The sequence below is a fragment of the Prevotella fusca JCM 17724 genome (assembly GCF_001262015.1).
In the GTDB taxonomy this organism is placed as follows: Bacteria; Bacteroidota; Bacteroidia; order Bacteroidales; family Bacteroidaceae; genus Prevotella; species Prevotella fusca.
Genome location: NZ_CP012075.1, coordinates 720,003 through 742,841, shown reverse-complemented (window position 1 = coordinate 742,841; position 22,839 = coordinate 720,003). Strand labels below are relative to the sequence as shown.

Genomic DNA, 22,839 nt, shown 5'->3' with positions numbered 1-22,839 from the left:
ATTCGTGCCACATAAGTACAGGTTTTCAAACTTTTTTTTTAATTTTGCAAGTTAGTATGCAATCCGAAATGAGTACAGTATTATACAATCGATTCGACAAAAGTAAAATATCACAGTTGCCAAGGGTTACTTTCCCGGGGAAGATTGTCGTTGTCCTGAATGAAGCTGAGGCTGAGAAGGCTGTCAGTTACCTGTTGTCAAAGGACATCATCGGCATCGATACCGAGACACGCCCTGTCTTTAAGAAAGGGCAGCGCCGCAAGGTTGCTCTCCTGCAGGCGTGCGACCGTGAAGTCTGTTTCCTCTTTCGTTTGAACCTTATTGGCGTGCCTGACTGTGTTAAACGTTTTCTTGAAGATACAACGGTGCCGAAGGTGGGACTCTCACTGGGTGATGATATGCTGATGCTGCACCAGCGTGTTGACTTCAAGCCCGGCTATTTTATTGACCTTCAGGATTATGTGAAGTCGTTGGGGATTGAGGATATGAGTCTTCAGAAGCTCTATGCCAACGTTTTCCATGAGCGCATCACGAAACGTGAGCAGTTGTCGAACTGGGAGAACCAGATACTGAATGACAAGCAGAAACTCTATGCCTCTACGGATGCCTGGACGTGTATCAAGCTCTATGAACGTCTGCATGAATTGAAGCATACGGGTAATTATGAACTCGTTGTAGTCCCTCCAAAGGTGAAACCAGTACCTGCCGGAACGGGAAAAGAGACAGAGGTGACAGCCGTCTGACGGTTCTGTACAAGTTATTGTCATGGTGATAAGAATTTATTTTCATGAAAATAAATATTTTTCTTCATGTAAATAAATAATTTTTTTCATGAAAATAATTCCGAATCTGCGGACTGTTGAAAGTAATGAAATCAAAAAAAGAACTTTTATGTATAAGCAAGTATATTTGAAAAAGGGCAAGGAGGACAGTCTTCTCCGTTTCCATCCTTGGATTTTCTCAGGTGCTATCAGCAGGATTGAAGAGGGACTTGAGGAGGGCGATATTGTGCGTGTCATGACGCATGACGACAGGTTCATTGCCGTTGGACATTTCCAGATCGGTTCCATAGCCATCCGGGTTCTTTCTTTCCATGACGTTGAGATTGACGATAGGTTTTGGGAAAGCCGCCTGAAGGCAGCATTGCATGTGCGCCAGTCCGTCGGTGTCGTCCGTGAAGAAGGGGATGGGCTGCGTGTGTTCCCGAATACAACCTACCGTCTTGTTCATGGTGAAGGCGACAATCTTCCGGGACTGATTGTCGACGTATATGGCAAGACTGCTGTCATGCAGGCTCATTCTGTAGGTATGCACGTGTGCCGTGAGCTGATTGCGAAAGCACTTGTGAAGGTGATGGGGGACAAGTTGGACAGCATCTATTACAAGAGTGAGACAACCCTTCCTTATAAGGCTGAACTTGGACGGGAGAATGGTTTTATCTATGGTGAGACCGACAATAATATCGCAATTGAGAACGGATTGAAGTTCCACATTGACTGGCTCAAGGGTCAGAAGACGGGTTTCTTCATCGACCAGCGTGAGAACCGCTCTCTTCTGGAGTATTATGCCAAAGGCAGAAGTGTGCTTAATATGTTCTGTTACACTGGAGGCTTCTCTGTTTATGCTATGCGTGGCGGAGCGGAAGTGGTGCATTCTGTGGACAGTTCTGCCAAGGCTATTGAGTTGACTAACAAGAATGTCGAACTCAACTTCCCTAATGATTCACGCCATGAGGCTATCTGTGAGGATGCTTTCAAGTATCTTGACGATCATGATGGTAAGTATGACCTTATCATTCTCGACCCTCCTGCCTTTGCAAAGCACCGTAACGCATTGAAGAACGGACTGCGAGGATATACACGACTGAACGTCAAGGGATTTGAAAGGATTAAGCCGGGCGGTATCCTCTTCACCTTCAGCTGTTCGCAGGTGGTGACAAAGGATAACTTCAGGCAGGCTGTCTTCACGGCTGCTGCACAGGCAGGACGCAAGGTGCGCATCCTGCATCAGATTCATCAGCCTGCTGATCACCCAATCAATATCTATCATCCCGAAGGCGAATACTTGAAGGGACTGGTCCTTTATGTTGAATAAAATTAAGCGATTCATAGTTTCTGAGCATCTGCTGCGGGCAGATGCTCTTTATTTGGTAGCCCTGTCTGGCGGTGCTGACAGTGTTGCCTTGCTGCTGTGTCTCAAGGAATTAGGCTATCGTGTTGAGGCAGTTCACTGCAATTTCCACCTGCGTGGAGAAGAGAGTCAGCGTGATGAAGCCTTCTGTCAGGAACTTTGCCAGCGTGAGGGTGTCCCGTTTCACAGGGCTCATTTTGATACTTATGCCTATTCTGAACTGCATAAGGTGAGCATTGAGATGGCAGCCCGTGAGCTGCGTTATACTTATTTCTATCAGTTGAAAGAGGCTTTGGGGGCTGATGGTATCTGTGTGGGGCATCATAAGGAGGACTCTGTGGAGACGATTCTCATTAATCTTGTCCGTGGGACAGGGCTTAACGGACTGCTGGGTATCCGTCCACGGAAGAATGACATCATCCGTCCACTGCTCTGTGTGACACGTCAGGAGATAGAAGATTACCTCCGTCAACATTCCGTCTCCTTTGTAACCGACAGCACCAACCTTGTTGATGACGTTGTACGTAACAAGCTGCGGTTGAATATCCTGCCGCAACTGGCGGAGATAAATCCCTCGGTCACTGATGCTGTCCTTACTACTGCAAGCCATCTATCAGCAGTGGATGCTATCGTGCAGGAGGCACTCAAAGGGGCTTTGGAGAAGGCGGTCAGCTTTGTTGGACCAATGAGTAAGAAGAATCAGATGGGGTTGATTAGTCCCATAAGCCATCCTTTCAAACTTGATTTGTCTGTAGTCCGTTCTTTTGCGTCCCCCTCTTATCTTCTTTTCCACGTGTTGAAACCACTTGGTTTTACTTCTTCTCAGATTACGGAGATGGCTTCGCATCTTGATGGACAGACGGGACAGCTGTGGACTTCCTCGACCTATGAGCTTACGCACGACCGTGATTTCTTCCTTGTTTCGCCTATTGAAACGGAAGAACCTCGCACACTTCTCATTCCCGAAACGGGGCGTTATGTCTATGATGACAGTCTTGCTGTCCGACTGACAGAGCGTAGTCTGTCGCCATCTCTCACGCCATCTTTTTCAAAGGATTGCAATGTTGCCGACCTTGATGCAGCCTCCATCCGTTTTCCTTTGACCTTACGTCGTGCCGAAGAGGGCGACCGCTTCGTACCGCTTGGTATGCGGGGTAGCCAGCTTGTGAGTGATTTCCTTACCAATCTCAAGCGCAATCGCTTTGAGAAGCGTAGCCAGCTTGTTCTTCTTGATGCTACCGGCACCCTTCTCTGGGTAGCTGGTCTTCGCATCAACGACCATTTCAAACTTACTTCCCGGACAACTTCGTGCCTACGGATAGAACTGTTATCTTAAAGAAATTTAATCCAGATAGGACAGGAGGTGTTTGTAAGCCTGTCATCTGCCATTGATTAACAGGGATTTGGTGCGTCTTTTATAGCTGATGTCAGTGCTGTCGGCTGAATTGGAATGAGTGAAAGAAGGGATAATGGTTGAGGTAAAGTCTTTCGTCTTTTAGGTAAAGTGTTGAAATGTTTTTTCGCATTTATGATTGTGAATTATCTTTACATTATTCTTTGTTGCTTTTATTTAGAATGCGAGGAAAAGATGCTTTTTGCCCTCGTTTGTAACTATTAGGTAATCAGTGTGTTATGAGGTGGTGGAAGAAAAGGTGCTTGATAGGACTTCAATTAAGGCTTAGTTAGGCTTCAATTAAGCACCTATTGAAGGGCTATCAAGGCTTGATCTGAATGCAATTCAGCATCGGTTTCTTTGTTGAAATTATTTTGACATTGTTGGTGGTTAATTCCTTTAATTTACTTCATGAGAGCGTATCAAGATGCAACTGTAAGCTGTCTTGATTAGTCCTATAGGGTACATGATTGCTTAGGGTTAAATCTTCGTCATGTGATAGCCCATGCGCCTTAATTGCAGGGCTGCCCCCATGAAGTAAAGCTGATGTAGTGCAGCGACATAGGCATGAAATGCATCACTGCTGCTGGGGGCAATGGGCAGATGGCGAAGCAGACTGTTTGTTCGGGCTGCACATTCGCCAACAACGGAAGCGAGCTCATTGTGCTCGTCGGTTGAAAGGAGCAGGACTTTCTCGCAGATATAGTCATCCATGTGGTCGTAATCAATGCGGTCACGCAGATAGGTGTATAGATTTTCCACCTTATTATATAGTTCCCAGTCTTCGTCCCAGTATTTTGCGATTGCCATACCGACGTACATCATCCAGCCAAGGGAAACAGTGGGGTAGGCTGCAAACTCCCGCATGCCATCGGGTAGGTATGTCTCGGCAATACCCAACCATTTCTCTTCAATGTCAGTCGTGTCGGGCAGTATCATGTCTACAAGTTTTTTACCTTGTAGATAAGTTGTCAGGTCTTCTTTGAATTTCTCCTCAAACGGATATCTCAATTGTTTGTCTTGCATTGTTATGTGCTTTAATTCCAGAGTTAGTTACCACTCACTCCTTTGTCTTCTTTCAGTTTTATTCAGCCAGCTTCTTCTTTACCTCTGCGAGTGCTGCAATCCAGTTTGTATCGAGGGAGAACTGGGTAAGATAATCCTCGCTGTTGAAGTAAGCTAAGACAAGGCTCTTGTCCGGGTCATTATAGAGAGGATGATTGATACTCGCATCACGGAATATCTTGATAATACGGTCTTTGCTCCGTTGTTTGTCAGTACGTGCATATTCCTTTGTAAACAGATTGATATACTCGTGCATGTAATAAGCCATAGAATCAAGCTGGGCGTTGAGATGAGCAATTTCCTTGCTGGATAATTGTTTTGTGGTGTCAGCAATGGCTGATAAAGTGCGTGTGTTAAGATAGGTGATTGCATCAACTTTGAACGAAGCTACCTTACGAACGTTCACGTCTTCTTTTGTATCGACAGCAATCTTGTAGGCACTTGAATATAATTGTTTCGATACACGCTCCTGCTGGGCATTCACCGTAAGTACAGATGCGAAAAGGAATGAAAGGGCTATGATTTTATTTTTCATATGCTCCAAATTTAAATACTTGTGTTATCCTAAATTATATCTTTGATGCTATGTGCGTCTTCTTGGATTAAGTAATATGACCAGCTCTGTTTGTTATAAGCAGGTGAATGAGCCTTCCTGTTTATCTTATTCTGTCAGAATTCTTACGTGCGAAGTCTTTCCATGAACCATAATGTTTGGCATCTGTTTCAGGTCGGTTCATCTGTAGGAAATGGCAGTAGGCAGCAGCAACGGCATCGGTTGCATCCATGAAATGAGGCATCTGGTCGTCACGTAGGTGCAGGAGTTTCTGTAGCATACCTGCCACCTGTTCCTTGGAGGCAGAGCCGTTTCCCGTGATTGCCATTTTGATTTTCAATGGAGCGTACTCCTGAATGGGTACGTCGTGCTGGATGGCTGCAGCTATGACAACCCCTTGTGCACGTCCGAGTTTAAGCATAGACTGCACGTTCTTTCCGAAGAAAGGGGCTTCGACGGCCACTTCGTCAGGCAGGTATTCATTGATAATACCTGTCACACGCTCGAAAATCCTGCCTAATCGGAGATATACATCCTTTTCCTTGCGCATATCAATGACTCCCATGACAACAAGTTCGGCTTTGTTCCCGCAGACACGCAGCACGCCATAGCCCATGACATTAGTGCCGGGGTCGATGCCGAGAAGTATCTTTTCGGGTTGTGAGCTTCTTGTTTTCATTCTTATGGGTTGTATGATTTGTTTTTTTATCGGTCCATATAAGGGTTATGGGCAAGCTCGAATCCTATGGATGTCTGCGGTCCATGCCCCGGACAAACCACGGTTGTGTCAGGGAGCTGTGCGAGTTCACGGAGACTGCTGATAATCTGGAACATGCTGCCACCGGGAAAATCGGTTCTGCCAATACTTCCTTTAAACAATGTGTCGCCAGTGAAGAGGACGTTTTCTTCTGCACAATAGAAGCATACTGAACCGCCTGAATGTCCCGGAGTGCGGATGATCTTGAAGATATGAGAGCCGAAGGGTATGGTTTGACTTTCAGCAAGTTTCAAGTTTCCGGCAGGCAGATTATGCTCCAGTTCCATTCCGAGCATCTGAGCAGCAGCCTGTTTGGGGTTGTTCATAAATACGGCATCGCCTTCCGCAACCTCTGGTTGAAGATTGAAGGCGGCAAGGAGGGCGGCATCGCCAAAGTGATGGTCAAGATGCCCATGTGTGCCAAGATTATGTACAGGGGTAAGCCCTTCTTCTTTGACATAATCTATGATAGCGTTCTGTTCACTCTCAGTAAGCGCACCACAGTCAATGATGACACATTCCTTTGTCTCGTCACTGACAACGTAGCAGTTCTCCTGGAGTGGATTAACCTCAAAAGTCTGGATTTTAAGCATAAGTGATTATTGTGGGTAAAATGGGTGAAATAGAGCGGTGATGTACGTTCATGCGTGAGGAAAGAATTATCCCGGTACGTAAATAAGGTATTTCTCCTTGAACCACTCTTCATCAAACCATTGCGAAAGTTCTGTCTTTTCGGCAATGTTCTTGTATGGTTTCAGTTCTTCATCAAGGTTTCCACCTTTCAGGGCAATGACACCGTTCGGTAGGACATTGTGCTGGTCATGTGCAATGTTTTTCTTGACAATCTTCATCAGGTCAGGCAGTGGCATGACAGCACGTGATACGATGAAATCAAACTTGCCTTTCTCCTCTTCTCCACGTAAGTGGGCCGGTAGGACATTGTCAAGCCCGATAGCATCGGCAACCTCCTGTGCAACTTTCACTTTCTTGCCTGTTCCGTCAATAAGTTTGAAGTTGGCTTCGGGGAAGAAGATGGCGAGCGGAATACCGGGGAAACCGCCTCCTGTACCGAAGTCAAGGATGTTTGTGCCTTCACGGAAGTTAATACGCTTGGCTATCGCCAGTGAGTGAAGGATATGGTGCTCGTAGAGATTGTCAATGTCTTTGCGTGAAATGACATTAATCTTGGCATTCCAATCGTGGTACAGTGCATCGAGTGCTGCAAATTGTTCTCCCTGTTTTGGGGTGAGTTGTGGAAAGTATTTCTTAATTATTTCTATCATAATCTTTTCAAATAGGATAGGAGTTGTTGGAGTGAAGATAAGCTGGGGTGTAAACCCAAAGGGCGGATTAGTTGTCAATAGCTACTCTCACTTCCTTCTGGCTGATTTCACCGGGGGTATAGATGAATACCGTAGAGTCATCGGTGAGGATAAAATTGTCAGCAGGATAGGGGGCTATACCTGTGAAATAACCTTTTGCCTGTAGTCCTGCAATATCATCCTTGTCAAGATACTCACGGTCGGTCAGACGTTCGATGATTTCCTTTGTCAGTTTCTCTTTATAGTCCTTGCCGAACTGCTCCTGCAGTGTGATAAGATGTCCGTCTTTAGAACTGAAGTTGCGTACAATCATGTACTTCGTAAGCTGTCCGTTACCATTGTTGATGGCGATATGTGATAGGGCGGTAATATAATCATCCGCAGCAGCTTTCAGTTCAGTCTTGATGGTCAGTTCACCGATGAGCTGGCTCTTTCCCTTCTCTCTCTGACGAACAAGCTGGGCAATCTCCATATATTCCTTTACATACTGACGAGCAAAGGCAGGGATAGCTGTTTGGGGAGAAAGTCTGTCGTAAGATAAGGAGAAATAATCTGGCTGCAGAAGCCCCATTCTCAATAAAGAATCATTGACAGCTGCATATTTGTTGTCTTTAAGATAAGTGAATTCAATATGAACGTGACATTGAATAGCATCCGAAAAGTGTGCTATGGTGTCAATAGATACCACAGCCGTTGGAATCTCCAGTTTCTTCGGTGTTGATGATTTGCGTCCACAACTTGTCATCAGGAACATCAGGATTGCGGAAAACACGAATATTGTAAATAACTTCTTTGTCATATATAGGCGACAAAGTTACGAAAAGTTTTTGTAACTTTGCATTATACACATATAATAAAAAGGAAAGAATGATAAAAGCGTGTTTGTTTGATTTGGATGGAGTTGTATTGGATACAGAGCCTTTATATACTTTGTTCTGGCATGATATGGGTAATAAGTATCGTCCTGATGTTCCTGATTTTGAGTATGTAATAAAGGGACAGACATTGGTGCAGATTTATGATAAGTATTTTGCTGGGGAAGAAACCATGCAAAAGGAGATTACAGATCTTCTGAACGAATACGAGCATAACATGTCGTATGATTATATAGTTGGTTTCGAGCACTTTGTAAAGGAACTTAGAAATAAAGGTTTAAAGACTGCGGTTGTCACAAGTTCTAATCTTGAGAAGATGCAGAATGTTTATAAAAGGCATCCAGAGTTCAAAGGATATTTTGATGAGATTCTCACCTCAGAAGACTTTACTGAGAGTAAACCTTCACCTGATTGTTATCTCAAGGCAGCAGCCTATTTTGGAGTCTTACCAGAGGAGTGCGTCGTTTTTGAGGACAGTTTCAATGGATTACGCTCCGGGATTGCCTCTGGTGCACGTGTTATAGGTCTTGCAACTACCAATTCTGTGGCAGAAATAGAGGCTTATACGAAGGAGGTAATTAGCAATTATGAAGGTTTTACTTTGTCAGACGATTAAAAAGGAGTAACTTTGCAGCCCGAAAAGAAAAGTTAAAATTTAAAGTTCGAAACTGAAAGTTGTGTCCTGTTGGAGGGTGTCATGTTTCGTATATTGAAACAAACGTAGCCCGGTGACAGTGCATGGTAAGGCATACGAAGGATTATGTTCCAAACTGTTAACAGACAGAGTGTGTCATAGTTTTGAATTCAAGACTGGAGAATATGGGATACTTAACAACAGATAAGAAGAAGGTAACTGCAAAGACACTCTTGGAAATGAAGGCGGCAGGTGAGAAGATTAGCCAGATGACCGCCTATGATTTTACAACGGCAGGAATTATTGATGCTGCGGGAATTGACAGTATTCTCGTTGGTGACTCTGCATCGAATGTGATGGCAGGTAATCAAGATACGACACCGATTACCGTTGAACAGATGATTTATCATGCACGTTCTGTTGTGCGTGCATGCCAGCGTTGTCTTGTTGTCTGCGACATGCCGTTCGGTTCTTATCAGATAAGCCGTGAGGAGGGTATCCGTAATGCTATACGCATCATAAAGGAAACTGGTGCAGGTGCTCTCAAGATGGAAGGGGGCAAGGAAATTGTCGATACAGTTAAAGGAATTGTAGAGGCGGGTGTTCCTGTTGTCGGTCACCTTGGTCTTACTCCTCAGAGCATCCATAAGTTTGGGGGATACGGTCTTCGTGCTAAAGATGAGGCTGAGGCTGAGAAACTCATAGAAGATGCCCTTGCGCTTGATGCCGCTGGAGTAAGTGCAATTACCCTTGAGAAGGTTCCTGCAGCCTTGGCGACGAAGGTTACGTCAATGGTCAAAGCTGCCACGATTGGTATCGGTGCTGGTAATGGCACGGATGGTCAGGTTCTCGTTTATGCCGATGCGCTTGGTATGACTCAGGGTTTCAAGCCTAAGTTCCTGCGCCATTTTGCCAATGTCAACAAATGTATGACAGAGGGTGTACAGGAGTATATTAAATGTGTGAAGGAGAGTACTTTCCCATCGGATGCGGAGGCGTATTGATATTATCGGCAATTCAGTATTTATAGTTTTATTTCGGAAATATGAATCGTCTTCCTTGCTGATTTTGATAGAATAAAATAGTTTTTAAAATAAATGTGAGGTTGTATTAGGATATTGGAAGGCACAGTCAGTGCTTTTGTAAGTAATGTTTCATGGTGATGTACAAAGCATGCGAACAGTATTTTTTTCGTTAAACAGCCATATTAACAGTGGCTTTTTATATTTGGAATGTCTTTATGAATACTACATCCTGATAAATATCAGTAATCATAAATTACAGATTTTGGATTCGGAATAAAATATAGAATTATGGATACTCAAAACATACCTGTTCACGTTCGTTTGTGGAATAAGCACTTTTGGTTATTGGCTATGGCAAACCTCCTGCTGGTCATGTCCTCTTATATGCTTATCCCTGTTATTCCTTTGCGGATGATGAGCAGAGGATATTCCATGTCGCAGATAGCATTGGTGCTGGGTGTTTTCTTTGTCGGGATATATCTTTTTGGCTGCCTTTCGGGCTATCTGGTGCAACGTTATCGTCGTAAGAGGGTATTTAGTATTTCAATACTGTTCTTGTTGGCAGTAACGGCTGTGCTCTATGAACTGAGCAAACAGCCTTATAACTCCTTCGATTATATGCTGCTCGTAGGACTACGTTTTTTACAGGGAGCTTTCTTTGGACTTTCACAACTCGTATTGCTCAGTACGCTGATTATTGATACCGTTGAGGCTGTTCACAGGACAGAAGCTAATCATGCAGCGACATGGTTCGGCCGTTTTGCTCTCTCTCTTGGTCCGTTGGCAGGTATTCTTGTCTATCATTACATGAACTTTGGCACAGTGCTTCTCCTGTCGTGTGTCTGTTTGCTTGTTTCTTTCGTTTTTGTCAGTTTGATAAACTTCCCTTTCCGTATGCCGAGTGAGGAGTTCTCTCGCTTTTCCTTTGATCGGTTCTTACTGAAAGGCAGTCATTGGCTTTTCATAAACATAGCTCTTGTTACTTCTGCGGTAGGACTTCTGATGACTATAGAACAATCCCCCCGTTTTTACGGACTTATCATGTTGGGTTTTTTCGTTGCCATTCTTGCTGAGCGTTTCGCCTTTGCTGATGCCGATCTCCGCAGTGAGGCAACAACAGGGATGATAACAATGGGGATAGCTGTTCTGTTGTTGCTTACACGAAACCAGGCGAGTGTCAGCTACATTGCGCCTATTCTCATTGGTTTTGGTGTGGGAATAATAGGTAGTCGTTTCCTGCTCTTTTTTATCAAGATGTCCGACCACTGCCAGCGTGGGACAAGTCAGAGTACGTTCCTTCTTGCCTGGGAAACAGGTATCGGAGTGGGCTTGGTGATTTCATTCGGTCTTCTCGGATGTGAGCCTTCTTATGTATTGTGGCTGTGCCTTGTCTTGTTGGCTGTTGCACTGATACTCTATGTTGCATTTGTTCATGGCTGGTATGTAAAACATAAACATCGATAATGCTTGTTAGTGTCTGGTAGATATCCTCCTGTCATCTCTGCTAACGTTTCAGTTTACCCTCGTTTGCTTTATTTTTTGGGGAGGTGAAAGGTGATTATTCAAGAACGCTATGTTATAAGTTTGGCAGAGCTTGTCTTTGCGTTTGAGAAATGTAACCATAACATTAGGGGTGTCTCGCTATCTACTCCCTCCTTTTGGGGGAGGGCAAGGGGGAGGGGCTTGGAGCTTCTTTTCTTCTGTTTGCAAAGTTAACCATGATTTACCAGAAAAAGCAATGTTTTTCGGGCACAAGGGGGTACAAGTTCTGCAAATCATCTTGCAACAGGCTGTCCTGCAGAAAGATAGGCAAACGGATGCATGAGAAAAGCTGGTCAGCCTTCCATCTGCCTCTGTAAGAGACAATGTCCAAAAAATAAAAAAAGAAACTTTCGGGCAAGTGACATATAAGGGAGGCAATCACACGAATCATAAATCACAACAAGGATTTGCAGCATAAGAAAAGAGAATCCCATATAATATAATACCTTATTAATAAATAAAAACATAGCCAAGACGGTCTTGGCTTCCTACTTTATTATCATCCTCCGACACAGAAAACCTTTTCATGTTAATACCTTGAAAATTGCAGACAACAGTTTGAAAAATCATGACATAATTTCGGGTAAAGTACCTACAGATAAAGGTAAAAACACGTGTAAAAAGCAAGTTCATAACCAACAGTAAATCAGTTGGTTATGGAGTCGTGCAAGAAAAGGTGCTTAATTGGACTTCAAAAGGGCGTCAGTTAGACCTCAAAAGGGCATCTATTGCAAGTCAATTGGGCGTCTTTTAGAAGCCAAAAGACCATGTGTTAGCTTCGAACCGCATGAAAATAATTTACAAACGTTGGTTGCTGTGGGAATAAGTCATTTGTAGAAGACGGAAAGACATGGTATCTGTTTGCCTTTTCTACCTTTTTATCTTGTGTTTTATCCCTTTTTGTGAGACCGTCTGCTTTTGGATAGTCATTACCATGCAGGTGTATAAGTCTTTGTTTTGTTTCCAATCTACGCATTTAACGGAAGAACCTAAAGTTTTATCTTCAAATCATTGTCAGAAATGTTAAAGAGATGCTAAGTGATTAAAAGGGGCGTTAGTTGGAATTAAATCAGGCATTAGTTGCATCGAGGGTAAGCATTAGTCAGTCCGCAATTAGTGGTTAATAGCATTGAAGTGATGCAAATTTGTTATTTCGTCAACTTTTTATTATCTTTGCATCAAATTAGCTAATTATATGGGATTATTCGGTTTATTCGGAAAAAAGAAGAAGGAAACGCTTGACAAGGGTCTTGAGAAGACAAAGCAGAATGTCTTTTCAAAACTGGCACGCGCAGTGGCTGGAAAGTCAAAAGTTGATGATGAGGTTTTGGATGACCTTGAAGAAATTCTCGTTACATCTGACGTGGGTGTAGATACAACCATCAAGATTATCCGCCGTATTGAAGAACGTGTTGCACGTGACAAGTATGTGTCGACAAGCGAACTGAATGATATTCTCAAGAGTGAGATTACGGCATTGCTCACCGAAAACAACACGGGTGACAATGGTGAATGGACGCTGCCAGAGGGAGCACATCCGTATGTAATTCTCGTTGTTGGTGTCAATGGTGTGGGAAAGACCACAACTATCGGCAAGCTCGCCTGGCAGTTCAAGCAGGCTGGCAAGAAAGTTTATCTTGGTGCTGCCGATACCTTCCGTGCCGCAGCTGTCGAGCAGATTCAGATATGGGGTGACCGTGTCGGTGTACCTGTCGTAAAGCAGCAGATGGGTGCTGACCCCGCAAGCGTGGCTTTTGATACGTTGCAGAGTGCCAAGGCAAATGGTGCAGATGTTGTGATTATTGATACAGCGGGTCGTCTGCATAATAAGGTAGGCTTGATGAACGAGCTGAAGAAAATCAAGGATGTAATGAAGAAAGTTGTCCCAGAGGCTCCGCATGAAGTTCTGTTGGTTCTTGACGGAAGTACAGGGCAGAACGCCTTTGAGCAGGCACGCCAGTTTGCTGCCGTGACACAGATTACTTCGCTTGCCATCACGAAACTTGACGGAACGGCAAAGGGTGGCGTTGTGATAGGTATCAGTGACCAGTTGAAAGTTCCTGTCAAGTATATCGGATTGGGAGAAGGAATGGAAGACCTGCAGCTCTTTGATAAGGTGCAGTTTGTTGATAGTCTGTTCAAGTAGAGTGTTGGGTGTTGGGTGTTGAATGTTGGGTGTTGAATGTTGGGTGTTGATGAATTCTGATGTTAAATCGCTGAGGAATACTCTGTTGACAACTCTTATAATTTGAGATTCATCTCCATCAATTCATCATCGGTCATCACCAATCCTCCATTAAATCCTTCATTAAATCCTCCATTAAATCCTCCATTAAATCCTCCATTAAATCCTCCATTAAATCCTCCATTAAATCCTCCATTAAATCCTCCATTAAATCCTCCATTAAATCCTCCATTAAATCCTCCATTAAATCCTCCATATCCATCTACTATTCATCACCACCCATCACCACCCATCACCTAACCCCCACCACCCATCACACGTAAACGAATGAAAAAAAATCAGATAGATATTATAACCATGGGCTGCTCGAAGAATCTTGTGGATTCTGAGCTTATCATGAAGCAGTTTGAGGCTAATGGTTATCATTGTACACACGACTCGAAACGTCCCCAAGGTGAGATAGCCGTTATCAATACGTGCGGTTTCATCGAGGCAGCAAAGGAGGAGAGCATCAATACGATTCTTGAATTCATAAACAGGAAGAAGAACGGACAGCTCAATAAACTATATGTCATGGGCTGTCTTTCACAGCGTTATAAGGATGAACTTGAGGCAGAACTTCCTGAGGTTGACAAGTTCTATGGAAAGTTCAACTACAAGCAGCTGCTGACGGAACTTGGCAAGGCTGATGTGCCGGCGTGCAATGGTGTTCGCCATCTTACAACTCCCCGCCATTATGCTTACGTGAAGATTGCTGAGGGATGCGACCGCCATTGTGCTTATTGTGCTATTCCTCTGATTACAGGACGTCATCATTCACGTCCTTTGGAGGATGTGCTGGGTGAGGTTAAGAACCTTGTTTCACAAGGTGTAAAGGAATTCCAGATTATTGAACAGGAATTGACTTACTATGGTGTTGACCTTGACGGCAAGCACCATATTACCGAGTTAATTTCCCGTATGGCGGATATAGAAGGTGTTGAGTGGATACGTCTCCATTACGCCTATCCTAATCAGTTCCCACTTGACCTTCTCGATGTAATCGCTGAAAAACCGAATGTCTGCAAGTATTTGGACATTGCTTTCCAGCATGTTTCCGACCACATGCTCGACCGTATGCGTCGCCATGTGACTAAGCAGGAAACACTTGAATTGATAGCAGAGATACGCCGCCGTGTGCCTGGCATTCATCTTCGCACAACGTTGCTCGTAGGTTTCCCTGGTGAGACTGATGAGGATTTTGAAGAGCTGAAAGAGTTTGTCACCGAAGCCAGGTTTGAGCGTATGGGTGCCTTCGCCTACTCAGAAGAAGAAGGAACCTACAGTGCCAGACATTATGAAGATGATGTTCCTGAGGAGGTAAAGCAGGCTCGCCTTGACGAACTGATGGCTATCCAGCAGGGTATCTCAGAAGAACTGGAGGGGGAGAAGATTGGCAAGACTTTCAAGGTCATCATCGACCGTAAGGAAGGTGAATATTATATCGGGCGTACAGAATTCTGTTCACCAGAGGTTGACCCGGAAGTCCTGGTCTCATCGGGAGGGAAGTCGTTGCGTGTGGGAAAATTCTATGATGTCCGTATAACAGACTCTGATGAGTTTGACCTTTACGGTGAGGTCGTTAAGTTATAATTCATTGCTCAAAGTTATGATTACTGAAATCTAAGACGATTACGGTTGCCTTTGAGATGTTCTTCGATTGTCAGCACGAAAATGTATCAGGTAGGGTTCAAAACTTTGAGTATAGGTTATTGGGAAAGAATAAATCATGATAATGAATCTTGATTTCTGATTTTTTGAATTAATAAGGAAAAGACGGATGAATAATAAGGAATTCATAGCAGCATTGGCAGCAAAAACCGGCTATACGCAGGAGGAAAGCCAGAAGATGGTGAAGACCGTTGTAGAACTGATGGGCAAATCCTTCGAGACGGGTGACGCTGTTCCTGTCTCTGGTTTCGGTACGTTTGAGGTTAAGAAACGTCTGGAGCGTGTAATGGTAAATCCTTCAACAGGTTTGCGCATGCTTGTTCCTCCAAAATTGGTGCTGAACTTCAAGCCCGCAGCTACGATAAAAGGACATGTAAGAAAGGGAGGAATGGAGAATGGCTAAGACGGCAATACAGATGATAACAAGTGCATTGGCTAAGCAGTATAAACTGTCAGTGGCTGATGCTACGGCTTTTGTTGATGCTATTTTTACTATTGTCAGTTCTGAGCTCAAGAATGGCAAGCAGGTAAAAATCAAGGGACTTGGTACTTTCAAGGTTCAATCCGTCAAGCCTCGTGAGAGTGTCAATGTCAATACGGGTGAGCGGGTTCTAATTAAAGGTCATGACAAGATAACTTTTACCCCGGACACAGCGATGAAGGAACTTGTAAACAAGCCTTTCTCGCAGTTTGAGACGGTTGTCATCAATGATGGTGTCAATACAGAAGAATTGGAACGTGTCCCTGCAGAGGAAACAACAGAGGGGGGAAAGACTGAATTGGCTGATGATTTTCCATTCGAAGGTGCTGCTGAAGACGTTGCCGATGATGTTGAAAAGACTGAAAATGTTAAGGTGAAACCTGCAGGACCTGTTCAGAATCTGCAAAATGATGTTCCAGCTGTGGAAGAAGAACCTGCTGTTGGGGATGATCCTGGAGCTACTTCAAATAATATATCAGCCGTTGAGGATGATGCCGTTGCTGGTTCAAATAATGAACCTATAGACGAGGATGTTGAATTTTCTGATGTCGGGAAAGAAGAGGCTTTGGCTTTAAACGTGAGGTCTCAGGTTCACGGTGAAGATAAAGAAGGCGTACAGGAATTTGTTGCAGAGAAGAAGGAAGAACCTGTCATGGTTGAGCCTGAGTCTCTGAAGACTGCAACTTCTGTTGTGCAAGATAGTGTAGAACCTGTAGAAGTTGAAACTCATAAGGAAGAGGAAAGTCCAAGTCTTTCTGAAACGATTGATACGATAAATGATGAAGACGGCGATATTGACGGCTCTGCAAACGGTATGTTGAAGCGGGTTGCTTTGATTGCTGTTATTGTGATTGCCTGCCTTGGAGTCTTTCTTTGGGTAAGATTTGGTGGAACGAAATCACGGAAAGGTTCAGTTGTAGCAGAGCAGGTAAATTCTTCTGATGATAAATTAGAACTTGGATCCAAGACAGTTCCTGCGGACACTGTTACGACTGCTGCAAAAGCCCGACAGACTGCATCCGACCGTAAGAAAGAGACAGTTGATTCCTTTGCGGCAATGAACAGTGACCCCCGTATCCGTTATGGTGCCTATAATATCATCGGGATAGACCGTGTTGTCGTTTTGAAGAAAGGACAGACGATGGAGAAGTACAGTCGTAAGACCCTTGGTGCAGATATGATAGGCTATTTCCAGGTGCTCAATGGGCGCAAGACGATGCAGGCTGGTGACACGATGAAAGTTCCAAAGGTAGAGTTAAGACCAGAGTATAGAAAGTAAGCATTTATTTATCTTTTTCAACGGATATAAAAAATTACATCAGAGTTATGCAGGTGTAATCATGTATTAAAAAAGTCTTTAAATTATGATTTAAGGACTTTTTTAATATAATTTAGACACTATTCTTCGCCTCATAGGCTTTTATGTTGTACTTTTGTGAATCGTTGAAATTAGAAATAATAGTACAATATAAATTGTAAGATAATGTCAGAATCAATTGATATTAGAGAGTTGAACGAGCGGATAGAAAGTCAGAGTTCTTTTGTAACCAATCTCACGACGGGTATGAACCAAGTGATAGTTGGTCAGAGGCATCTGATAGATTCATTACTTATCTCATTGCTTAGCGATGGTCATATCCTTCTTGAAGGTGTGCCGGGACTGGCAAAGACTCTTGCCATCAAGACGCTTTCGCAGCTTGTTGATGCACGTTACAGCCGTATTCAGTTTACTCCAGACCTTTTGCCTGCAGACGTTATTGGTACGCAGATTTATTCACAGAAGGATGAGGCTTTCCATGTGAAGAAAGGTCCTGTATTTGCAAACTTTGTACTTGCAGATGAGATTAACCGTGCTCCAGCTAAAGTCCAGAGTGCATTGCTGGAAGCCATGCAGGAACATCAGGTAACAATTGGTGATTCTACTTTTGCTCTTCCCAACCCTTTTCTCGTAATGGCTACTCAGAATCCGATAGAGCAGGAGGGTACCTATATGTTGCCAGAGGCACAGGTAGACCGTTTCATGCTGAAAGTTGTTATTGATTATCCGACTTTAGAGGAAGAGAAACTCGTTATTCGTGAGAATCTTCAGGAGAGTATGCCAGAGGTTTATCCTGTAGTCAGCGCCGGGGAGATTCTTGAAGCACGCCGGGTGGTCAAGGATGTGTATATTGATGATAAGATTATGCAGTATATTACTGATATCGTTTTTGCAACACGTTATCCAGAACGTTATCAGTTGCCGGAGCTGAAGCAGATGATAACTTTCGGTGGAAGTCCCCGTGCAAGTATCAACCTTGCAAAGGCAAGTCGTGCCTATGCTTTCATCAAGCACCGTGGTTATGTTGTTCCTGAAGATGTGCGTGCTGTTGCGCATGACGTGCTTCGTCACAGAATTGGTTTGTCATATGAGGCGGAAGCAACTGACCTTACAACTGAGAATATTGTCAGTGAGATTATCAACAAGGTGCAGGTTCCTTAATCTCAGTATGGTAAGCAGAGTTTAAGAAGAAGTGCAATTATCGTTGTATATGGATACTACAGAGTTACTAAAGAAAGTCCGTAAGATTGAAATAAAGACCTTGGGACTGAGCCAGAACATCTTTGCTGGGCAGTATCATTCTGCCTTCAAGGGACGTGGTATGGCTTTTTCGGAAGTGCGGGAGTATCAGTATGGTGATGATGTGCGAGACATAGACTGGAATGTGACTGGTCGTTTTCATCGTCCTTATGTCAAGGTCTTTGAAGAGGAACGTGAGCTTACTGTGATGTTGCTTGTCGATGTCAGCGGTTCACTCGACTTTGGAACTGCGGGGCAGCTGAAGCGGGAGTGTGTGACGGAAATAGCAGCTACATTGGCATTCTCAGCCATTCAGAACAACGACAAGATTGGTGTCATATTCTTCTCTGACCATATTGAGAAGTATATAGCCCCGAAGAAAGGGCGTAAGCACATTCTTTATCTTATTCGTGAGATGCTTACTTTCACTCCTGATAGCAAGAAAACGGATGTCGGTGTAAGTCTTGAATACCTCAACAAGGTGATGAAACGGCGTTGTACAGCCTTTTTAATCAGTGATTTCTATACTAGAAAGGATTTCAGTCAGGAACTTCGTATAGCCAATAAGAAACACGATGTTGTGGCGATTCAGGTATATGACCGTCGTGCGAAGGAAATGCCGGATGTCGGTTTGATGAAAGTCGTGGATGCTGAGACCGGACACGAGATGTATATTGATACGCATGATGCCCGCTTGCGGAAGGTACATAATGTGTATTGGGAAGAGCGTGAACAGCGTCTGCATGAAATGTTGAATCAAAGCCATGTGGACAGTATAGATGTGGCAACGGATGATGATTATGTGAAGATGTTGATGACATTGTTTTCAAAGAGAAGCCGATGAGAAAATATATAGTCATAATAACATTACTTGTTCTGGCGGTTGTTAGTCATGCACAGGTACAGGTGACGGCAAGTGTGGATTCCTCCCGGATATTAATCGGTGGACGCTCACACTATAGTATTACCGTATGTGCGCCTAAAGGGACAAGGATTTCTTTTCCAGAATATGCTCGCAAGAAAGAGATATTTCCAAATGTTGAAGTACTCAGTGAAGAATCTGATACGGCAGAAGTAAATAATGGATTGAAAATCCGGCGAATATATACATTGACGGCATGGGATGCTAAACGCTGTACGATTCCTGCACAGAAGGTGGTTGTTGGTGGAACGACAAAGATGACAGGTACAGTTGCTTTAGAGATTCAATCAGTAGCTGTTGATACAGTGAAGAATATGCCAATGCCGCCTGATGATGTGCAGAAGGTACCCTTCTCTTGGAGTGAATGGTTGCCAGTGATATTGTTAGCTGTTCTTGTACTTCTGCTCCTTGGTATTGCTTTCTATCTTTATATGGTTCTTCGTAATAAGAAGAGTGGGTGGACTCCTAAGAAGGCACGTGTGTTGTCGTTTTATGAGCAAGCTAAAGCAGACCTTGCAGAAATAGCTGCAAATAAGAATTCGTATAGTGAACAGAAGACATACTATACGGATGTTACCAATGTTCTAAGGACGTATATCTCTCAACGTTTTAAACTCAATGCGTTGGAAATGACTACCCATGAGATTTTGGGAAGTATGTCTGGATTATGTGAAGAGACTGATGTTGCAGAGTTGCAGGAAGTCTTCAATACAGCTGATCTTGTGAAGTTTGCCAAGTATTCAACGAGTGTGAACGATATGGATTTCTACCTTGATAGTATAACGCACTTTGTTGATAGTACAAAGGTTGACAATCCTGTAGAAGTAGTTGTAGAACCACTGGAAGATGTAAAAGAAACTCGTTTGCGCAAGATACTCAAACTGGTGATGGGCTTGCTTGTTGTGGTCTCTGTAACATTGTTAGTTTACGTTGCGTCTGAAGTTTATGCACTTTTGATGTGATATATATAGAATGTAGAAATGGAATTTGCCAATAGTGGATATCTTCTTTTGCTTCTTTTGCTGATACCTTATTTATTATGGTATTTCTTTCGCGGTAAAGGAAAAGAACCAACAATGAGGATGAGCGATACATTCGCTTATCAGCATGCTCCCAGAAACTGGAAGGTGAAGATGATTCATCTTCCTATGGCTTTGCGTTGCATTGTCTATGTTTTGGTAGTCATTGTATTGGCACGTCCTCAGACTTATAATGCCTGGGATAATAAAGATACGGAAGGAATTGACATTATGCTGACGATGGATGTTTCGGCAAGTATGTTGACAGATGATATTTTTCCTAACCGTATGGAGGTGGCGAAGGAGGTTGCCTCGGAATTTATCAGCAGTCGTCCCAGTGATAATATCGGGCTTACTATTTTTGCAGGTGAAGCTTTTACACAATGTCCCATGACTCTTGACCATGCTGCACTCTTGAATCTTCTTCATCACATTCGTACAGATTTGGTTACGAGTGGTTTGATGCAGGATGGAACAGCTATTGGCATGGGTTTGGCAAATGCCGTTAGCCGGTTGAAAGATTCAAAGGCAAAAAGTAAGATCATCATCCTGTTGACTGATGGCAGCAATAATGTTGGTTCCATATCACCAATGACAGCTGCTACGATTGCAAAGAAGTTCGGTATCAGAGTTTATACGATAGGCTTTGGCAGAGAGACGGGAGAGGATATTGGAGCCATAGATTATAATACATTGCAGGATATTGCGGTGTCAACAGATGGTGAATTCTATAGGGCGCAAAGTCAGGCGGAGTTGTCGAGAATCTATCAGGATATAGACAAACTTGAGAAGACGAAAATGAACATTAAGTCATACGACCATCTGTATGAGGCTTACATGCCTTTTGCCTGGTTGGCATTGATAGTCTTCTGTTTTGAGTTGTTGCTTCGTTGGACAGTTTTCAAACGCTTGCCGTAAGGCTTTCTGATAATCGTTCAAACAGAAGTCACAGGCTTGTTTAACAAGATTGATTGAAGAATGTTTAGATTTGATAATCCCATATATTTGTGGCTGTTATTGCTGATCCCATTATCAGCAATAATCTACTCATATTCAGTCCGCAAGTGTAAGCAACGGATGAAGAAGTTTGGGAATACTGAACTTATGCGTCAGCTTTCTCCGATGATAAGTCAGAGGAGAGGCTGGGTTAAATTTGCATTGGCAGAACTGGTGTTGTTCTTGCTTGTGCTTATTATAGCACGTCCACAGGTGGGTAGTAAACTTGCTACTAATAGGCAGCGAGAAGGTATTGAAACAATTATAGCACTTGATATAAGCAATTCAATGCTTGCAGAAGATGTAGTACCTTCGCGTCTGGAGAAGAGCAAGCTGTTGGTCGAGAATCTGATGGACAAGTTCAGTGAGGACAAAATTGGACTGATTGTCTTTGCCGGCGATGCTTTTGTACAGCTCCCGATTACAAGTGATTATGTGTCAGCCAAGATGTTTCTGGATAATATTAACCCCTCATTAATCGGCACACAGGGAACTGATATTGGTAAGGCTCTTCAACTTTCCATTAACAGCTTTACACCTAAATCAAAGGTGGGTAAGGCTATCATCTTGATAACGGATGGCGAAGACAATGAAGGAGGTGCTGAGGAAATGGCAAGGCAGGCGCAAAGTAAAGGTATCAAGGTGTTTGTCCTTGGTGTCGGCTCTAAAGAGGGAGCTACTATTCCTATGTCTGACGGAGAAGAATTGAAGAAATCAAGTGGTGAAATTGTGAAGACACGTCTTAATGAGGATATGTGTAAACAAATTGCTGCAGCCGGACATGGTGTATATGTTCATGTAAGTAACAGTAATGTTGCAGATGCTGTCCTCGGCAGAGAACTTGGTAAACTACAGAAAGGTAAAATCAATAATGTTATTTACAGTGACTTTGACGAACAGTTCCAGGCATTGGCTCTACTTGTAGCCATTCTACTCATTGTGGATGTCTTGGTACTTGAAAGAAAGAAACGTTGGTAAGAATATGGTAAAACGACTTTATTTCATTATGTGCCTGATACTTCTGTTTGTTTCTGCCAAAGGACAGACAGCTAACCAGCTTATAAGAGAAGGTAATAAACTTTTCTCCTCAAAGAACTATGCGCAGGCAGAGGTGCTTTATCGCAAGGCTGTTGACAAAGAAGCCAACAATGCGATAGCCAATTATAACCTGGGAAGAAGCCTGCAGACCCAGAAGAAGAATGATGAAGCGAAAAAGTTCTATGAGAAAGCTGCAGAGTTAGAGAAAAATCCTGTCCGTAAGTCAAGCAGCTATAGCAATCTGGGGACTATTCTTCAAGATGAAAAAGATTATGCTAAAGCAATAGAAGCCTATAAGAATGCTTTGCGTCGTAATTCTGACCACAGGAATGCAAGATACAATCTTGAATTGTGCAAACGCCAGCAGAAGAAACAGCAACAGAATCAATCGTCTGGTGGTAAGAATAAACCTGACAAAGACAAAGACAAGAAAAAGAATCAGCCTCAGAATAAGAATAAAGATAATAATCAGAAGAATAATCAGCAGAAAGATAATCAGGGGATGAGCAAAGATAATGCAGAACAGCTTCTCAATGCCGTCAAGCAACAGGAGAAGGAAACGCAAGAACGTTTGTCCAAGGCGATGCGCCAGCCTTCTGATAGAAAACTTGATAAAAACTGGTAATATTGAAGAT

Annotated in this window: 23 protein-coding genes; 16 read left to right on the top strand and 7 right to left on the bottom strand. The window is 43.4% G+C overall.

The features are described 5' to 3' along the window. The first annotated feature begins 68 nt into the window (after positions 1 to 68). The 3 genes from ADJ77_RS10315 to tilS all read left to right on the top strand — a co-directional run bounded on the left by ADJ77_RS10315 (position 69) and on the right by tilS (position 3,466). Positions 69 to 743, top strand: a complete 675-nt coding sequence (locus ADJ77_RS10315; RefSeq protein ID WP_050696383.1) for a 3'-5' exonuclease — start codon at positions 69 to 71, stop codon at positions 741 to 743. A 148-nt stretch (positions 744 to 891) separates the two neighbouring features. After that, a complete protein-coding gene (locus ADJ77_RS10310) occupies positions 892 to 2,094 on the top strand; it encodes a class I SAM-dependent rRNA methyltransferase (RefSeq protein ID WP_025078153.1) in 1,203 nt (400 codons plus the stop codon). Then, positions 2,084 to 3,466 (top strand): tRNA lysidine(34) synthetase TilS, encoded by a 1,383-nt coding sequence (gene tilS / locus ADJ77_RS10305; RefSeq protein WP_025078154.1) that lies wholly within the window; start codon positions 2,084 to 2,086, stop codon positions 3,464 to 3,466. The genes ADJ77_RS10310 and tilS overlap by 11 nt, the downstream gene beginning before the upstream one ends. 537 nt (positions 3,467 to 4,003) lie before the next feature. Here the strand turns inward: tilS and ADJ77_RS10300 are convergent. The 6 genes from ADJ77_RS10300 to ADJ77_RS10275 form a co-directional block, all read right to left on the bottom strand. Beyond that, positions 4,004 to 4,549 (bottom strand): hypothetical protein, encoded by a 546-nt coding sequence (locus ADJ77_RS10300; RefSeq protein ID WP_050696382.1) that lies wholly within the window; start codon positions 4,547 to 4,549, stop codon positions 4,004 to 4,006. Between the two features lie 58 nt (positions 4,550 to 4,607). Beyond that, the gene (locus tag ADJ77_RS10295) at positions 4,608 to 5,123 is read right to left on the bottom strand and encodes a hypothetical protein (protein ID WP_025078155.1); all 516 of its coding nucleotides are present in this window, start codon (positions 5,121 to 5,123) and stop codon (positions 4,608 to 4,610) included. Positions 5,124 to 5,244: 121 nt separating this feature from the next. Beyond that, positions 5,245 to 5,820 carry a crossover junction endodeoxyribonuclease RuvC gene (gene ruvC, locus ADJ77_RS10290; RefSeq protein ID WP_025078156.1) on the bottom strand — a complete coding sequence of 192 codons (576 nt, stop codon included), beginning with the start codon at positions 5,818 to 5,820 and terminating at the stop codon, positions 5,245 to 5,247. A 26-nt stretch (positions 5,821 to 5,846) separates the two neighbouring features. Continuing rightward, on the bottom strand, positions 5,847 to 6,491 hold the full coding sequence (locus tag ADJ77_RS10285; RefSeq protein ID WP_025078157.1) for an MBL fold metallo-hydrolase: 645 nt from the start codon (positions 6,489 to 6,491) through the stop codon (positions 5,847 to 5,849). 66 nt (positions 6,492 to 6,557) lie between these two features. Then, complete coding sequence (gene rsmG / locus ADJ77_RS10280) at positions 6,558 to 7,181, bottom strand: 16S rRNA (guanine(527)-N(7))-methyltransferase RsmG (RefSeq protein WP_050696381.1); 624 nt, start codon at positions 7,179 to 7,181, stop codon at positions 6,558 to 6,560. Between the two features lie 67 nt (positions 7,182 to 7,248). Continuing rightward, entirely contained in the window at positions 7,249 to 8,019 is a 771-nt protein-coding gene (locus ADJ77_RS10275; RefSeq protein ID WP_025078158.1) for an RsiV family protein, read from the bottom strand. A gap of 68 nt (positions 8,020 to 8,087) precedes the next feature. Between ADJ77_RS10275 and ADJ77_RS10270 the strand changes: the two genes are divergently transcribed. From ADJ77_RS10270 to ftsY, 4 genes are all read left to right on the top strand, one after another. After that, entirely contained in the window at positions 8,088 to 8,711 is a 624-nt protein-coding gene (locus tag ADJ77_RS10270; RefSeq protein ID WP_050696380.1) for an HAD family hydrolase, read from the top strand. Positions 8,712 to 8,914: 203 nt separating this feature from the next. Further along, entirely contained in the window at positions 8,915 to 9,733 is an 819-nt protein-coding gene (gene panB, locus ADJ77_RS10265; RefSeq protein ID WP_025078159.1) for a 3-methyl-2-oxobutanoate hydroxymethyltransferase, read from the top strand. Positions 9,734 to 10,042: 309 nt separating this feature from the next. Continuing rightward, positions 10,043 to 11,218 carry an MFS transporter gene (locus ADJ77_RS10260; RefSeq protein ID WP_025078160.1) on the top strand — a complete coding sequence of 392 codons (1,176 nt, stop codon included), beginning with the start codon at positions 10,043 to 10,045 and terminating at the stop codon, positions 11,216 to 11,218. Between the two features lie 1,273 nt (positions 11,219 to 12,491). Beyond that, positions 12,492 to 13,442, top strand: a complete 951-nt coding sequence (ftsY, locus tag ADJ77_RS10250) for a signal recognition particle-docking protein FtsY (RefSeq protein WP_050696378.1) — start codon at positions 12,492 to 12,494, stop codon at positions 13,440 to 13,442. Between the two features lie 136 nt (positions 13,443 to 13,578). On the opposite strand, the gene ADJ77_RS13530 is transcribed toward ftsY, so the two are convergent. After that, positions 13,579 to 13,743, bottom strand: a complete 165-nt coding sequence (locus tag ADJ77_RS13530; RefSeq protein ID WP_154663397.1) for a hypothetical protein — start codon at positions 13,741 to 13,743, stop codon at positions 13,579 to 13,581. A gap of 65 nt (positions 13,744 to 13,808) precedes the next feature. Between ADJ77_RS13530 and rimO the strand changes: the two genes are divergently transcribed. The 9 genes from rimO to ADJ77_RS10205 all read left to right on the top strand — a co-directional run bounded on the left by rimO (position 13,809) and on the right by ADJ77_RS10205 (position 22,829). Further along, positions 13,809 to 15,113, top strand: a complete 1,305-nt coding sequence (gene rimO, locus ADJ77_RS10245; RefSeq protein ID WP_025078162.1) for a 30S ribosomal protein S12 methylthiotransferase RimO — start codon at positions 13,809 to 13,811, stop codon at positions 15,111 to 15,113. 187 nt (positions 15,114 to 15,300) lie between these two features. Then, positions 15,301 to 15,594, top strand: a complete 294-nt coding sequence (locus ADJ77_RS10240; RefSeq protein ID WP_025078163.1) for an HU family DNA-binding protein — start codon at positions 15,301 to 15,303, stop codon at positions 15,592 to 15,594. Further along, positions 15,587 to 16,951 carry an HU family DNA-binding protein gene (locus ADJ77_RS10235; protein ID WP_025078164.1) on the top strand — a complete coding sequence of 455 codons (1,365 nt, stop codon included), beginning with the start codon at positions 15,587 to 15,589 and terminating at the stop codon, positions 16,949 to 16,951. The genes ADJ77_RS10240 and ADJ77_RS10235 overlap by 8 nt, the downstream gene beginning before the upstream one ends. Positions 16,952 to 17,155: 204 nt before the next feature. Then, entirely contained in the window at positions 17,156 to 18,151 is a 996-nt protein-coding gene (locus ADJ77_RS10230) for an AAA family ATPase (protein WP_025078165.1), read from the top strand. Positions 18,152 to 18,200: 49 nt separating this feature from the next. Beyond that, a complete protein-coding gene (locus ADJ77_RS10225) occupies positions 18,201 to 19,073 on the top strand; it encodes a DUF58 domain-containing protein (protein WP_050696377.1) in 873 nt (290 codons plus the stop codon). Further along, a complete protein-coding gene (locus ADJ77_RS10220) occupies positions 19,070 to 20,113 on the top strand; it encodes a hypothetical protein (protein ID WP_050696376.1) in 1,044 nt (347 codons plus the stop codon). Before ADJ77_RS10225 ends, ADJ77_RS10220 begins: the two co-directional genes overlap by 4 nt. 18 nt (positions 20,114 to 20,131) lie before the next feature. Further along, positions 20,132 to 21,088, top strand: coding sequence for a vWA domain-containing protein (locus tag ADJ77_RS10215; RefSeq protein WP_050696375.1), 957 nt, complete (start codon positions 20,132 to 20,134; stop codon positions 21,086 to 21,088). Positions 21,089 to 21,148: 60 nt separating this feature from the next. After that, positions 21,149 to 22,144: a VWA domain-containing protein gene (locus tag ADJ77_RS10210; protein WP_025078166.1), complete on the top strand. Its 996-nt coding sequence runs from the start codon at positions 21,149 to 21,151 to the stop codon at positions 22,142 to 22,144. Positions 22,145 to 22,148: 4 nt separating this feature from the next. Then, the gene (locus tag ADJ77_RS10205; RefSeq protein WP_025078167.1) at positions 22,149 to 22,829 is read left to right on the top strand and encodes a tetratricopeptide repeat protein; all 681 of its coding nucleotides are present in this window, start codon (positions 22,149 to 22,151) and stop codon (positions 22,827 to 22,829) included. The last annotated feature ends 10 nt before the right edge of the window (positions 22,830 to 22,839 follow it).

Bases quoted from the DNA above. Each gene is read 5' to 3' on its own strand.
- ADJ77_RS10315 (WP_050696383.1), top strand. From the start codon at position 69: ATGAGTACAGTATTATACAATCGATTCGACAAAAGTAAAATATCACAG.
- ADJ77_RS10310 (WP_025078153.1), top strand. From the start codon at position 892: ATGTATAAGCAAGTATATTTGAAAAAGGGCAAGGAGGACAGTCTTCTC.
- tilS (WP_025078154.1), top strand. From the start codon at position 2,084: ATGTTGAATAAAATTAAGCGATTCATAGTTTCTGAGCATCTGCTGCGG.
- ADJ77_RS10300 (WP_050696382.1), bottom strand. From the start codon at position 4,549: ATGCAAGACAAACAATTGAGATATCCGTTTGAGGAGAAATTCAAAGAA.
- ADJ77_RS10295 (WP_025078155.1), bottom strand. From the start codon at position 5,123: ATGAAAAATAAAATCATAGCCCTTTCATTCCTTTTCGCATCTGTACTT.
- ruvC (WP_025078156.1), bottom strand. From the start codon at position 5,820: ATGAAAACAAGAAGCTCACAACCCGAAAAGATACTTCTCGGCATCGAC.
- ADJ77_RS10285 (WP_025078157.1), bottom strand. From the start codon at position 6,491: ATGCTTAAAATCCAGACTTTTGAGGTTAATCCACTCCAGGAGAACTGC.
- rsmG (WP_050696381.1), bottom strand. From the start codon at position 7,181: ATGATAGAAATAATTAAGAAATACTTTCCACAACTCACCCCAAAACAG.
- ADJ77_RS10275 (WP_025078158.1), bottom strand. From the start codon at position 8,019: ATGACAAAGAAGTTATTTACAATATTCGTGTTTTCCGCAATCCTGATG.
- ADJ77_RS10270 (WP_050696380.1), top strand. From the start codon at position 8,088: ATGATAAAAGCGTGTTTGTTTGATTTGGATGGAGTTGTATTGGATACA.
- panB (WP_025078159.1), top strand. From the start codon at position 8,915: ATGGGATACTTAACAACAGATAAGAAGAAGGTAACTGCAAAGACACTC.
- ADJ77_RS10260 (WP_025078160.1), top strand. From the start codon at position 10,043: ATGGATACTCAAAACATACCTGTTCACGTTCGTTTGTGGAATAAGCAC.
- ftsY (WP_050696378.1), top strand. From the start codon at position 12,492: ATGGGATTATTCGGTTTATTCGGAAAAAAGAAGAAGGAAACGCTTGAC.
- ADJ77_RS13530 (WP_154663397.1), bottom strand. From the start codon at position 13,743: ATGGATATGGAGGATTTAATGGAGGATTTAATGGAGGATTTAATGGAG.
- rimO (WP_025078162.1), top strand. From the start codon at position 13,809: ATGAAAAAAAATCAGATAGATATTATAACCATGGGCTGCTCGAAGAAT.
- ADJ77_RS10240 (WP_025078163.1), top strand. From the start codon at position 15,301: ATGAATAATAAGGAATTCATAGCAGCATTGGCAGCAAAAACCGGCTAT.
- ADJ77_RS10235 (WP_025078164.1), top strand. From the start codon at position 15,587: ATGGCTAAGACGGCAATACAGATGATAACAAGTGCATTGGCTAAGCAG.
- ADJ77_RS10230 (WP_025078165.1), top strand. From the start codon at position 17,156: ATGTCAGAATCAATTGATATTAGAGAGTTGAACGAGCGGATAGAAAGT.
- ADJ77_RS10225 (WP_050696377.1), top strand. From the start codon at position 18,201: ATGGATACTACAGAGTTACTAAAGAAAGTCCGTAAGATTGAAATAAAG.
- ADJ77_RS10220 (WP_050696376.1), top strand. From the start codon at position 19,070: ATGAGAAAATATATAGTCATAATAACATTACTTGTTCTGGCGGTTGTT.
- ADJ77_RS10215 (WP_050696375.1), top strand. From the start codon at position 20,132: ATGGAATTTGCCAATAGTGGATATCTTCTTTTGCTTCTTTTGCTGATA.
- ADJ77_RS10210 (WP_025078166.1), top strand. From the start codon at position 21,149: ATGTTTAGATTTGATAATCCCATATATTTGTGGCTGTTATTGCTGATC.
- ADJ77_RS10205 (WP_025078167.1), top strand. From the start codon at position 22,149: ATGGTAAAACGACTTTATTTCATTATGTGCCTGATACTTCTGTTTGTT.